General features: G+C 67.5%; 10 protein-coding genes and 1 tRNA gene. 5 read left to right on the top strand and 6 right to left on the bottom strand.

Annotated features, from left to right (window positions below; translation table 11 throughout):
• Positions 1–86: 86 nt before the first annotated feature.
• Positions 87–1,502, top strand: coding sequence for a sensor histidine kinase (locus tag U1737_RS13975; RefSeq protein WP_332797190.1), 1,416 nt, complete (start codon positions 87–89; stop codon positions 1,500–1,502).
• A gap of 58 nt (positions 1,503–1,560) precedes the next feature.
• The gene (locus U1737_RS13970) at positions 1,561–2,418 is read left to right on the top strand and encodes an NAD(P)-dependent oxidoreductase (protein WP_332797189.1); all 858 of its coding nucleotides are present in this window, start codon (positions 1,561–1,563) and stop codon (positions 2,416–2,418) included.
• 2 nt (positions 2,419–2,420) lie between these two features.
• On the opposite strand, the gene U1737_RS13965 is transcribed toward U1737_RS13970, so the two are convergent.
• The 3 genes from U1737_RS13965 to U1737_RS13955 are packed head-to-tail and all read right to left on the bottom strand — an operon-like array spanning position 2,421 to position 3,879.
• The gene (locus U1737_RS13965) at positions 2,421–2,915 is read right to left on the bottom strand and encodes a DUF427 domain-containing protein (RefSeq protein WP_332797188.1); all 495 of its coding nucleotides are present in this window, start codon (positions 2,913–2,915) and stop codon (positions 2,421–2,423) included.
• Positions 2,912–3,277 (bottom strand): thiol-disulfide oxidoreductase DCC family protein, encoded by a 366-nt coding sequence (locus tag U1737_RS13960; RefSeq protein WP_332797187.1) that lies wholly within the window; start codon positions 3,275–3,277, stop codon positions 2,912–2,914. Before U1737_RS13960 ends, U1737_RS13965 begins: the two co-directional genes overlap by 4 nt.
• Positions 3,274–3,879: a TspO/MBR family protein gene (locus U1737_RS13955; RefSeq protein ID WP_332797186.1), complete on the bottom strand. Its 606-nt coding sequence runs from the start codon at positions 3,877–3,879 to the stop codon at positions 3,274–3,276. Before U1737_RS13955 ends, U1737_RS13960 begins: the two co-directional genes overlap by 4 nt.
• A gap of 138 nt (positions 3,880–4,017) precedes the next feature.
• Between U1737_RS13955 and U1737_RS13950 the strand changes: the two genes are divergently transcribed.
• Positions 4,018–4,091: transfer RNA gene (locus tag U1737_RS13950), tRNA-Gly, on the top strand.
• Positions 4,092–4,247: 156 nt separating this feature from the next.
• Positions 4,248–6,107: a diguanylate cyclase gene (locus U1737_RS13945; RefSeq protein ID WP_332797185.1), complete on the top strand. Its 1,860-nt coding sequence runs from the start codon at positions 4,248–4,250 to the stop codon at positions 6,105–6,107.
• Between the two features lie 19 nt (positions 6,108–6,126).
• Here U1737_RS13945 and U1737_RS13940 read toward each other — a convergent pair whose 3' ends face one another.
• From U1737_RS13940 to U1737_RS13930, 3 genes are all read right to left on the bottom strand, one after another.
• Complete coding sequence (locus U1737_RS13940; protein ID WP_332797184.1) at positions 6,127–7,149, bottom strand: phytase; 1,023 nt, start codon at positions 7,147–7,149, stop codon at positions 6,127–6,129.
• A complete protein-coding gene (locus U1737_RS13935) occupies positions 7,149–10,223 on the bottom strand; it encodes a TonB-dependent receptor (RefSeq protein WP_332797183.1) in 3,075 nt (1,024 codons plus the stop codon). Before U1737_RS13935 ends, U1737_RS13940 begins: the two co-directional genes overlap by 1 nt.
• Before the next feature lie 424 nt (positions 10,224–10,647).
• The gene (locus tag U1737_RS13930; RefSeq protein ID WP_332797182.1) at positions 10,648–11,622 is read right to left on the bottom strand and encodes a quinone oxidoreductase family protein; all 975 of its coding nucleotides are present in this window, start codon (positions 11,620–11,622) and stop codon (positions 10,648–10,650) included.
• 106 nt (positions 11,623–11,728) lie between these two features.
• Here U1737_RS13930 and U1737_RS13925 point away from each other — a divergent pair, with 106 nt between their 5' ends.
• Entirely contained in the window at positions 11,729–13,189 is a 1,461-nt protein-coding gene (locus tag U1737_RS13925) for an aldehyde dehydrogenase family protein (protein WP_332797181.1), read from the top strand.
• Positions 13,190–13,340: the final 151 nt, after the last annotated feature.

The raw sequence follows: 13,340 nt of genomic DNA, 5'->3' as shown, positions 1-13,340 counted from the left end.
ATTAGAAAAGCCTTTCCAACTGGGCCCCGGCCTTCGCCGGGGTGGGGTTCAGTAGGTGGATGGCTACACTTGGAAGCACATCAGCGATGACCCGCCTCCGCCTCATTCCAAGATCGCTCTTCGGGCGAATGCTCGTCATCGCAGCCCTCTCAACCGGGTTCGCTCTCGTCTTCGCCGGGATCACGATCGGCAACGTGCTCGAGCGCTTCGTCATGCGCGGGCTCGACGAGCGGCTCGATGCGCAGGTCGCGGTGCTGGCGCGCGCGGTGCGCCCCGACGCGACGCTCGACCGGACCCACGCGGTCGACCTGCCGGAGTTCGGCGTGCCCGGATCAAACTGGTCGTGGCAGGTCGAAGGCCCCGCAGGTCGGGTCGACAGCGGCACGACCCGCCCCCTGCCCCCGATCACGCCCCCCGCTCCCAACCCGGCGCCCCCGATCGACGCAGCGCCCCCAGCGCCGCGACCCGATCCTGAAGGACCACCTCGTCCTCCCGGCCCCGGCGGCCGCGAAGATCGTGCACTCCATGCCGGCGACACGCGCGACCGCAGTGGCGAACGCCTCCACTCTCGCACCCTGGACGTCACGACGCCGCGCGGCACCGTGACGATCACCGCGATCGGTCCCCGTCGGATCGTCGAGGAGCCATTGCGCGAGGCGATGATCCCGCTGCTCGGCTCGCTCGCACTGCTCGGCGTCGGGCTTGCGCTGGCGACGCTGCTCCAGCTCCGGTTCGGCCTGCGTCCGCTGCGCGATCTCCGCACGTCACTCGCCGCGGTCCGCGCCGGCACCGAACGCCACGTCCCCGACGACCAGCCCGGCGAGCTGCAACCGCTGGTCACCGAACTCAACGCGCTGATCGACCAGAACGCCGCCGGGCTCGCCCACGCCCGCCAGCATGTCGCCAACCTTGCCCACGGCCTGAAGACCCCGCTCGCCGCGCTATCGCTCAAGCTCGCCGAGGCGAACGCCGACGACGACGTCCGCGACATGGTCGACCAGATCGACCGCCGCGTTCGCCATCACCTCGGCCGTGCCCGCGCCGACGCGACCGGTGGCGCCCGCACCCGGACTCCGATTGCCCCCGCCGTCGACGATCTGGTCGCGGTACTGCGCCGCATCCACGCCGATCGCCCGATCGCGCTCGACATCGCCATCCCCGTCGATCTCGCCGTCGCGATCGACCCGCAGGACCTGGACGAGATGACCGGCAACCTGCTCGACAACGCCTGGCGTCACGCGCGCGCGGCAGTCGCGATCGGCGCCACGTCGATCGATAACCATGTCACGCTAGAGATTGCCGACGACGGCGAGGGCCTGGACGATGTGGCGATGGCGCAGGCGATGCTGCCCGGCCGACGTCTCGACGAAAGCAGCGATGGCCATGGCTTCGGCCTGTCGATAACCCGCGAGCTCGCCGAGCTGAACGGCGGGACGCTTACCCTCGGTCGATCGGCGTCGGGCGGACTCGTCGCACGTCTCGACCTGCCCGCGCGCGTGTGATGCGGCGATAGCAGGTCGCATGCGTTCGGCTCGCAACACCTGATTGAAAGGATATAGCATGAACGTCGGATTCATCGGCCTCGGCCAGATGGGCAGCGCGATGGCCGCCAATCTGGTCGCGGCGGGCCATGACGTCACCGTCTGGAACCGCTCTCCCGACAAGGCGAAGGCGCTGGTCGAGGCGGGCGCCACGCTCGCCAAAACCCCGGCCGCCGCCGCACAGGGCGACGTGGTGATGACGATGCTCGCGGACGATCGCGCGCTCGAGGACGTCGTCTACGGCCCTGACGGCATCCTCGAGTGTCCTGCGCTGCACGTTTCGCACAGCACCATCGGTGTCGCGCTGGCCGACCGCCTTTCGCAGGATCGGCAAGACTATGTCGCGGCACCCGTCTTCGGTCGCCCGCCAGCAGCGGAGGCGGGCAAGTTGTTCGTCGTCGCCGCCGGGGCCGACGACCTGCTCGACCGATGCGCGCCCCTGTTCGAGGCGATCGGCCAGCGCGTGTTTCGAGTCGGCACCACGCCGTCGGCGGCCAATCTGGTCAAGCTCAGCGGCAATTTCATGATCATGGCCGCGGTCGAGGCGATGGCCGAGGCGATGACGCTGGCGGAGAAGGGGGGCGTCGATCGCGCGACGTTGCTCGAGGTCCTCACCGGCACGCTGTTCTCCGCGCCGGTCTACAAGACCTATGGCGACATGCTGGTTGCCGATGCGTTCAAGCCCGCCGGGTTCGCAGCGCCCCTGGGCCTGAAGGACATGAACCTGGTCGACGCCGCAGCCGGTGCCTCACGCACGCCGATGCCGCTGCTCGGCATCGTCCGCGACCATCTGCGCACCGCGATCGCGCTCGAGGGCGAGGATGTCGACTGGGCCGGCGCAGGGCTCGCGGTGCGTCGTGCCGCCGGGCTCGACTGAGGCTACCAATAGCGGCTGCCGGGCACGCCCTTGAACGGCCCGGCAAGATCGCGCGTGATCCACCCGCCGTAGAACCCACCGGGTTGCGGGACGACCCGCTCGCCATCCACGTAGCACGCGTCCAAAGGCGCCGCGTAGAAGGCGAGGTGATCGCGCAACGCCGCGAAGGCGCGGGTCGGGGCGGGATAGCTCCAGGCGATATCGCGGAGAATCTCGCCGTCGACCACGAGGTCGTAGTAGACCGCGTCGCCCTTCCATTCGCAGAACGATCGATGCGTCGATCGCCGCAACAGCGTCATCACGACGTCGTCCGGCGGGATGTAATAGCTTGGCGGATGGCTGGTCTCCAGCGTCCGCACGCTCGCCCCCGTCTCGGCGACGACATGACCGCGGTGCTCGATGCGGATATGGCGCGCACTTGGTTCGGCGATTGCGGGCCGGGGAAAGTCCCAGACGCTTACTTGGCCCGGCAGCGCGGAATCGCGAGCAACCGTCATTGTCCGGCAGCCTCACGCCGACGCATCACGCCCTGGAGCTTGGGCCGGACCCGCAGGAAGGCGACGTAGAGGCGTTCGAGCAATCGCAATGCGACTGGGTTGCGCGCCGCCATTCCCAACGGCCGCAAGATCGGGATCGCGCGCCACATCGCCGCGAAGGCAGCGGCGCCCGACAGCATCTGCCCATTCTCACGCGCATGGAACCGCGCGAGCAACGCGCCGCGATCGATCGGGCAGGATGCGTCGCCGTCCGTCGCATCGACGAACTCGATCGCGCCGCGACGGTCGAGACGCCGCATCAGCGCAATCTCGCGGCGGCACAGCGGGCAATCGCCATCATGCCAGACGGTCAGCCGGTTCATGATCGCGACTCGTTGCGACGACCGATTCCCGCCGCCAGCACCGTGGCAAAGCCGAGCCAGGCGACGAACGGCACGCCCAGCCCCGCCGCCGGGCGATCGACCTTGGCAGCGGTCGCGACATAGGCGGCGCCGGTGACGACCATCGCCCCCGCCGCAACCGTGCTCGTATCCAGCGCGCGCTTGCGAAAGAACAATTCGGTCCAGCCGCCGATCATCGCCGTGTTCAACAGCCACAGCCCCACGGCGGCATTGCGACGCGGGTCGGCGGGCGCGCGCATCAGGCGATAGCCGCCGACCGCGAGCCCGATTTCAAGCACCGGCCAGACCGCGCCGAAGACCGCATCGGGCGGCGTGAAGTCGGGTTTGTCGAGCCGTTTATACCAGCGCCGCGTCCTGGGGTGCGACGGGTCGGGCGCATTGCGCCGCCCGACGAGCGCGCTGGCACCGAGCACGCCGGCGACGATCAACGCCGCAACCGGCCGCGACAATCCGGTCCGCGACGGCCCGGTCCGCGACGGCCCGATCCGCGACGGTCCGGTCCGCGGCAGATCGGCCGGCTGAAGGTCCGACGGGTCGGCGTGGATCGGTGTGGAGGTCGGCATGCCTTGGTCCTTTGGGGCATCGTGCCCGTGCTGCTACAGCGCTGTACGCCCGCGGACGTTCCGTGCGCGCATGACGCTTGAACTTCGCGATCGTGCCGGGTACGGACGCGGCACCGCGCCGCCACACGGCGCGTGTATGCGGGTGTAGCTCAATGGTAGAGCTTTTGCTTCCCAAGCAAGTGACGAGGGTTCGATTCCCTTCACCCGCTCCAGCCCGACCGGCAATGCCAGCCTTCGCTCCGCCAGTATCGAAACCTGCTACCGGTGCCAGCCCTCTACGCTAACCGACCAGCGAGATAGGGAACGAACGGTGGGCCAGATGTCTCGCTGGAAGCCAAATCTTTACGGTTGGCGTGCATCACGTTGGCATGTCTGTGTTTTCCCTGTCATCGCTATCCGCGCGGATCGGCTGGCTCGGCGCGAGCGTGTCGATCGCGATGCTTGCACTGGCGGTGTTGCTGATCGATGCGAGCGCGCGGATGAAGACGTCGCTCGACTGGGTCAGCCAGACCGAACAGCTTATCCAGAAGATCGACGAGACGATGGCCGACCTCCGCGAGGCGGAATCGGGCCAGCGCGGATTTCTCCTCACCCGCGACACGAGCTACGCGCGGAGTTTCGATTATCGCACGGTCGAGGCGACCAACGATACCGCCGCGCTGGTTGCCCTGACGCGCGACAATCCCGCGCAACACGACCGGGCTGTGGGGCTACAGCGGATCGCCGCGCGAAAGATCGCATCGCTCCGGATACCGCTGTCGCTCGGCCAAAGCGGGCATTTCGACGAGGCGATCGCGATCGTCGCCAATGGGCATGGCCGGGACCTGATGGACGATGTTGCGCGCCGTGCCGAGCGGCTACGGCAGTCCGAGCGCGACTTGTTGTCGGTGCGCCTCTACGCCGCGCAGCAACAGTCGAGCTGGAACCGGCAATTGCCGCTGATCGGCGGGCCCGCGATCATCGCGCTGCTCGCGATGGCGGTGACGCTGATCATTCGTGGCGTGCGACGGCCGACCCGGTCGATCCTGCACTCGATGCACGCGTTCGGCGACGGCGATCGCGACGCGCGCGTGACCGACACGATCGGCACGTCCGAATTCCGCGCCCTCGCCGAGGCCTATAACGAAATGGCCGACAGGCTGGCCGTCGCAGGATCGCTCCAATCGATAAGCGACGCCGATCTGCAGCGTGCCAATAGCGAGCTGCGGCGCAATGCAGACACGCTGCAGGCGCGCAGCGAGATGATCGAGCTGCTCGGCGGGATGTCGCACCGGATGCAGACGGCGCGCACGGATGGCGAGCTCGCCGCGGTCATCCAGTGTTTCGTGCCGCGTGTGCTCCCCGCGATACCAGGGGCGCTGTATGCGCATAATCATTCGCGCAACCTGTTGGTCAGGCTTGCGAGCTGGGGCGATCTGACTCTGACACAGGAGGCGTTTTCGCCCGAGCAATGCTGGGGATTGCGCCGCGGCCAGGGCCATTGCGTCGTCGCGCCGGGAACCGACGTCGTCTGCGCGCATGTCGACGATCCTTTGGCCGTCTATCACTGCGAACCGCTGCTCGCGGGCGGCGAGGTCATCGGCCTGCTGTATCTGGAAGGCGTGGTCGAGGCCGAGAGCCGGTTCCGTCTTGCGGTGCTCACCGAGAACATCGCCTCCGCGCTGCTCAACCACCAGTTGCAACGCGGCTTGCGCGAACAGACCATCCGCGACCCCCTGACCGCGCTGTTCAATCGGCGGTATATGGAAGAAGCGCTGGCGATCGAAATCGCGCGGGCGTCGCGAACCGGCGAGCCGCTGGGACTGGCGATGTGCGACATCGATCACTTCAAACGGTTCAACGACGAGTTCGGCCACGATGCCGGCGACGTCGTGCTGCGCGCGGTGGCAACCGAGATGACCCGGCATTTCCGGGATGGCGACGTGGTCTGCCGCTATGGCGGTGAGGAGTTCACGATCATCGCGCCCGGCGCGATGCTGCCGGCCTTGGTCGAACGGGTCGAACGCCTGCGCATGGCCGTCGCCGAAACCTCGGTGCGGCACGGTGATCGCTCGCTCGGGGCCATTCGGATGTCGTTCGGGATCGCCGCCTGGTATCCCGAGATGGAGCGCAACGGGTCGACCCTGATCCAGCTCGCGGACAACGCCCTGTACCGCGCCAAGCGTGGCGGGCGCGATCGGGTGGTGGTCGCCGATCAACCGCCAACCCTGTCGATCGCGGCGGAGTGACGCGATCGACAGCGGCCCCTCAGCGGAGTTTCAGCGCCTGTCGCACCGCGTCCCAGCTGACATATTTGAAGTTCTGCGTGGCCGGGGCGTTGTCGCCGTCCTGCGCTACCAGCAACCCGCGCGGATAGGCCGGTCCGAAATCGCCGAGCATCAGATCGATGCCGTCGGTATCGCTGGTCCCGTCGATGCCGCCGCCGCCGATCCGGAAGCGACCGGCATAGGTGACGCCCGGCAGGCGGTAGAGCGTGTAGGCGTTGTCGCCCTGGCTCGACACGACGAGATAGCCGCCGGTCCTACCCGACGGTGCGAGCGCGAGGCCCTCGGCGTCGGCGACCAGCGTCTTGCCGTCGACCTTGGCGATCGGCGTTGCGGTCACCGGTGCGGAGGGGTCGGCGTCGAAGCGCCAGAGGCCGACATCCTCTTCCGCGACGTAGAGCTGCCCGGTGCGATCGTCGACGACGCAGCCTTCGGACTGGGTGCCGAGCTTCATCGAGCGGACCGTCGTGACCTTGGGCGATGCACCCGACAGGTCGATCGCGACCTGGTCGATGCGACCGTCCTTCAGCACGAGGAAGCCGAACAGCGCCTTGTCGCTGGCACGAGTCCAGAGGCACATGCCGTACGCCTCGCCCGCGCCGACCGGGAAGCGGCCGAGCGGGACGAGCTTTGCCGCCGCCGTGTCGAGCGTGAAGAGCGACACATGCGCGGTCGCCGCATCGGCGCGGTCGCTGGCCGCGGCGATCACCCGCCCGCCGAGATCGCGCAGATCGACGTTGTTGAGGCGGGCGGCGGGCGTGAAGCTCAGCCGCTTGCCGATCAGGCTGTAGACGTGGATGCCCGCCTTCTTGTCGGTGCCGATGACGAGGCTCTTCGACGGATCGGCAGCGTTGCGCCAGATCGCGGGATCGTCTGCGGCATCGGCCGCGGTATCGACCGGCTCCGTCTCCGCGGTCGCAGCGACCATCGGCGCCTCGACCGCCACGGGGGCCGAGGTCGTCGCGCACCCCGCGAGCAGCATCGCGGCAAAGGGAAGCGCGCGCATCAGAACGTCACCCGCACGCCGCCGGTGTAGCGCCGCCCGAACGTCTCATGCTCGATCGTGTACGCCGACGTCCCGACATAGCGGCGGCCCGGACCATTCAGCAGGTTAGCGAAATCGGCGTAGATCTCAGAATTGCCGTTGATCGCGTAGCGGAGCGATGCGTCCAGTTCATTGTCCTTGGCCCAGTAGAAATCGCCGCCATCGACGCCGCGGACGGTGTCGCCGACCTTCGCAACCGAGCCGATCGCGTCGAGCCATGCCGAGCGGTTCTGGTACGAGACGCGCGCGGAGAAGCCGTATTTCTCGTAATAGCCGATCAGATTGTAGATCGCGTCCGACGCGCCGGGCAGCGGCACTTTCCGCGACGGGATATCAGCCGTGCCTGGCGTATCCGCGCGGCTCTTGTTGATCGTCGCGTTGAGCTGGATGCCGAAGCCGCCCATCCAGTCCGGCAGGCCGAGATCGGCGGTGAACGGGTCGAGCTGTTGCTGGATCGCGCCCTCGATCCCCATGATATAGCCCTTGCCGCCGTTCAGCACGGTCGAGAACTGATATTGCGAACGATCGCTGCCGCCGCTGTTGAGGATATTGCTGCCGAAGGTCTGCACCGAATCGAACAGGACGTTGGTGACGTCCTTGTAATAGGCGCCGATCGACAGGAAGCCGCGCGGCATCGTGTAATATTCGACATAGGCGTCGACCCCCTTGGCCTTTTCCGGCTTCGCGTCGGGGTTGCCGCCGGACACGGTCAGGTTCGCGTCGTTGTAGGTCAGGTTGGGACGCAGCTGATCGTAATCGGGCCGCGCGGCGCCGGTGTTGAACGACAGGCGCGCCTTCATCCGATCGTTGACGTCCCAGTTCAGATGGAGGCTCGGATAGACCAGCGTCTGACTCGACTTCGCCTCGACCGACGTCGCCACGCTGGTCGCCGCGTCGATCGAGAAGGCGCGCGCGTCGTTGCGGATATGCTCGACGCGGGCGCCGCCGACGATGCTGCCCCAGTTGGTCGTCGTGGTGGCCATCGCATAGGCCGAATAGACCCGCTCGCCGACCTCGTAGAAATTGGCGTCGACCGGCGCGTAGTTGGCGACGCTCTTTGCTTGGTCGACCAGCCCGAGCACCTTGTCGCGGTCGAAATACTGGAAGGTGTAGCCGAGCGGGATCTTGCCCTGGAACCCGCCGGGCTTGGCGATCGCGGCATAGTTGGTGGAGATGCCCGCAGCGGCGAACTGCGCCGCGCTGCTGATGTCGAGCAGATCCTCGTTCGCGGTCTTGGTGCGGTCGTCATAGCGGACGCCGGCGGTGAACACCGTCTGCGCCCCGAACAGCGACGCCTCGCGGCTGACGTCGAGCTTGGCGGTATAGGCCTCGGTCACGTCCTTTGCCTTCAGCGAGCGCAGGCGGGTCAGCGACGTCGGGAAATCCTCGATCGCGGTCACCTGTGCGCCGCGCGAGAACGTCCCGTCGGCGTTGCGGATCGTGCGGAACAGCTGGACCTTGGCGAGCTGCGGATCGGTCAGGTCGTAGCCCACGGTGAGCCGATTGGTGGCGTTCGCGAAGCTGGGGCTTTCGTAGTTCAGCTGTGCCGGCTGCGTTCGGTCGTCGATCGAGCGCGTGAAGTTACCGCGCCATGCGACCTTCCACTCGCCGAGTTCGTGATCGCCGCCGACCGTGTTGGTAAAGACCGACTGCTTGTATTTGCGCACCGTGAAGTTCGCGTTGAGATCGACGCCGTAGACGGTGCCGAGCAAGGGCGTATTGCCGGTGCAGATGTCGGCATAGCCCGTGGTGCCCGACGCAGGCCGTGCGTTGACGGTGCAGGGGGCGCTGCCGGTCGGCGCACGCGACTGCTGATCGTCGAGATCGAAGATGTAGTTGTTACGCTGCTCGTCGTCCGCGAACGCCGAGTAGATCGTCTCCGCGAACAGCTTGTGGCCGGGCGCCGGGCGCCAGTCGAGCCGGGTCGAGAGCGAGTAGTTCTTGCGCGTCAGGCGATACAGCTTGTTCTCGGTCTCGCGCGCCCAGTTGCGCGTCTGATAGCCGGGCCGCTTGTCTTCCTTGACCGCCTCGAAGTCGGTCTCGAAATTGTCGGTGACCATGCCGCGACGGTACAGGCTGGCGGACGAGACGATGCCGAACTCGCCAATGCCGGTGTCGATCCGGTCGGAGATGACGAGCGAGCCTTCATACTCGGTCTTCTTGCCGAGTTCGACATGGCCGAGGCCGCCCTTGGCCTGCACCTTCATGCCCGGATAATCGAACGCGGAGCGGGTGATGATGTCGACATTGCCGGCGATCGTCTCGCCGGTCATGTCGGGGGTGACGGCCTTGCGCACGACGATCTGCGAGGCGATCGCCGACGGGATCGAATCGAAGCGGGCGTCGCGACCTTCGGGGCTGACGACATTGATGCCGTCGATCGACAGCGTCGTCCAGTTGATCGGGGCGCCACGCAACGTGATGTAGCGCGCCTGGCCCTGGTCGCGCTGGACGCCGACGCCGGGGAGGCGGCTGACCGCCTGTGCGACGTTCTGATCGGGCAGGCGACCGATCGAATCCGAAGCGATGACCGAGACGAGCGACGGGCTGGTGCGCTGGATCTGGAGTGCGGCGGCTTCGGATTCCGCGATCGGGCGCGAGCCCGAGACGACGATCTCGGCCCCCTCGCCTGCGCCCGCATCCGTGCCGACGACCGCGGTCATCGCGACGTCGAGCGTGACCGGGGCATCGGCGACGGTCACGGTCCGGCGCGCATCGGGGAAGCCGACATAGCGGATCACGAGTTCGTGCGTGCCGGCGGGAACGCCGACCAGCGAGAACCGTCCGGTGCGATCGACCACGGTCGACAGGTCGAGTGCGGGGATCGAGACCGAGGCACCATCGAGATACTCGCCGCTGCCCGCCTGCGACACGGTGCCGGTGATCGCCCCAGGCGCGCGCGGCGCGCCGACCGGTGTCGCTGCGTCGGGACGCGCATGGGCGCTCGCAACGGTCAGCGGGCTCAGCGCACAGCCGGCGAGCAGCGCATGCGCGACGACGCGACCGCGAACGCGGTTCGACAGGTTCGATTTCATGGTATTCCCCCGGATGGTCCCGACTTCTTCAGCCGGCTTGGGAGGCGCGGTAGCGGTCGCGCATGGCAGCGCCGTTACGTCAGCATGACAGCACGGTGACAGCGGCTTCGGCGGCTATCCCATCGTACGATCGCGCGAACGATTCCACATCGAACCAGCATTGAAAGCGCCGGACACGCGATGGCTATAATCGTTAGCGGACGTCCACGACCGCGCCGCCTGTCGCGCCCAGGGCGCGAAGGCGCAAAGAGGCCAGAAGAATGGGTTCACGCGGAGACGCGGAGACACGGAGGTGCTGAATACGGGACCAACGGCCCCCCCTCAGCATCGACGGCCGAAATGTGACGCGACGGTCGTACCGCTCGGGACACCTCCGCGTCTCCGCGCCTCCGCGTGAGTCACCCCTCCTGCGCTAACGCGCGGGTTACGGCAGCAGCAACGTGCTACCCGAAGTCGCCCCGCTCTCGATCGCGCGATGCGCTTCGACGGCATCTTCGAGCGGGAAGGTCTGGCCGATTTCGGGAGTGATCGCGCCGTTCTCGATCATCGCGAACAGGCGCGCGATGCCCGCTTTCCGCTCGTCCGGCGTGACGTAATAGTCGAACAAGGTCGGACGGGTCACGAACAGCGACCCTTTGCGCGCGAGGATGCCGAGGTTGACGCCGTCGACCACGCCGCCGGCATTGCCGTAGCTCACGATCAGGCCGCGTCGCGCCGCGCTGTCGAGCGATGCATTCCAGGTCGCGCCGCCGACGCCGTCGAGGATGATCGGCACGCCCTCGCCGTCGGTGATCGCGCGGACCCGGGCCGCGATGTCCTCGGACTTGTGGAGGATGACGTGGTCGGCGCCGGCTTTGCGGGTGCGTGCGGCCTTCTCCTCGCTGCCGACGCTGGCAATGACGGTGGCGCCGATTGCTTTCAGCCAACCGACGAGGATGTGGCCGACGCCGCCCGCCGCCGCGTGAACGAGCACGGTCTGGCCCGCCTGCACCTTCGCGCAGCGTTCGACCAGGAACTCGGCGGTGCAGCCCTTGAGCAGCATCGCGGCGGCGGTGCGGTCGTCGAGCGTGTCCGGCAGCTTGAAAAGATCCTTCGCGGCGACGTTACGCTCGGTCGCATAGGCGCCGCGCGATGGGCCGAAGGTCCCGACGCGGTCGCCGGGCGCGAAGTCGGTGACGCCTTCGCCGACCGCCATCACGACGCCCGCCGCCTCGCTGCCGAGGCCCGAGGGCAGGTCGATCGGGTACACGCCGCCACGGTGATAGGTGTCGATGTAGTTCAGCCCGACCGCGGTGTTGCGCATCCACACCTCGCCCTTGCCCGGCGGCGGCAGCGTCACGTCGCGCCACTGGATCACCTCGGGGCCGCCGGTCTTCTCGATGAATGCCACTCTCGCCATGCCGGCCTCCTGATCAATTTCCGGGTTACCCTACGGCATGCGTTTCGGGTTGCAACCGATCTCCGGCGAGCCCAAACCTTTGCGAGACAAGATGCGGAGAGGCACGATGAAAAGCTATTTGAAGCAGTATATCGACGGCGCGTGGGTCGAGAGCGAAGGCGGCACCGTCTATCAGGTGATCGACCCGTCGACCGAACAGCAGTGTACGGAAATCACGCTCGGTACCGCAGCCGATGTCGACAAGGCCGTGGCCGCGGCCCGTTCGGCGTTCGAGAGCTGGAGCCAGACCAGCGTGCAGGAGCGGCTCGATGTGCTCGGCCGGATCATGACCGAATACAAGGCGCGGATGCCCGATCTGGCCAAGGCGATGTCGCAGGAAATGGGCGCACCGATGGCGCTGGCGTCGATGGCGCAGGCACCCACCGGGCTCGCGCATTTCTCGGCGACCGCGAAGGCGCTGGCGGCGTTCGAATTCTCGGAAGTCATCGGCAAGGCGACCGTCGTGCACGAGCCGCTCGGCGTCGTCGCGATGATCACGCCGTGGAACTGGCCGCTCAACCAGATCTGCGCGAAGGTGGCGCCTGCGCTGGCGGCGGGCGACACGATGATCCTGAAGCCGTCGGAGGAAGCGCCGTCGTGCGCGGTGATCCTGGCGGAGATCATGGATGCGGCGGGCGTGCCGGCGGGGGTGTTCAACCTCGTCAACGGTGATGGGCCAGGCGTCGGCGCGGCACTGTGCGCGCACCGCGACGTCGACATGGTGAGCTTCACGGGGTCCACGCGCGCCGGCATCGCGGTCGCGCTGGCGGCGGCGCCGACGGTCAAGCGCGTGCATCAGGAGCTTGGCGGCAAGGCGGCAAACCTCGTGCTGGAAGGCTCCGATCTCGCGTCGGTTCTTCCGCCGACGGTGGCGGGCGTGCTCGCCAATTCAGGCCAGAGCTGCATCGCGCCGACCCGCCTGCTGGTCCATGCGAGCCAGGTCGCGGAGGCGACCGCGATCGTGAAGTCGATGATGGAGCAGACCAAGGTCGGCGATCCAGCCGAAATGGGCCAGCACATCGGCCCGGTCGTCAACAAGGCGCAGTTCGACAAGATCCAGGGGCTGATCCAGTCGGCGATCGACGAAGGCGCGACCCTGGTGACGGGCGGCGTCGGGCGGCCGAACGGACGCAATGCGGGCTTCTACATCCAGCCGACGCTGTTCACCGACGTGCGGCCGGACATGCGGATCGCGCAGGAGGAGACGTTCGGACCGGTCGCGACGATTACGGCGTACAACGACCAGGACGAAGGCATCCGCATCGCCAACGCGACCGAATATGGGCTGTCGGCGACGATCTCGGGCGACCCGGCGGCGGCGGCAAAGGTCGCGCCGAAGTTGCGCGCGGGGCTGGTGACGATCAACTCGTGGAGCCCGGACATCGGCGCGCCGTTCGGTGGCTACAAGCAGTCGGGTAACGGCCGCGAGAACGGGCGCTATGGGCTGACGGACTTCATGGAGGTGAAGACGATCAGCGGCCTGCCGGGTGACGTGCGCGAAGGTAAACCAGCCGAATCAGGCGCGTAACTCCCTTTCTCGGAGGGAAGCGGAATCTTCTTCTGATCCTCCCCCGCCAGGGGGAGGTGGCGCCGTAGGCGACGGAGGGGGAGGATACGGAACGAGGGTTTGCCCTTTCCTCCCCCTCCGTCTGGCAAGAGCCAGCCACCTCCCCCTGGCG

This window comes from Sphingomonas fucosidasi, from assembly GCF_036663855.1.
In the GTDB taxonomy this organism is placed as follows: Bacteria; Pseudomonadota; Alphaproteobacteria; order Sphingomonadales; family Sphingomonadaceae; genus Sphingomonas; species Sphingomonas faeni_B.
This window is presented reverse-complemented; position numbering and strand designations above follow the sequence as displayed.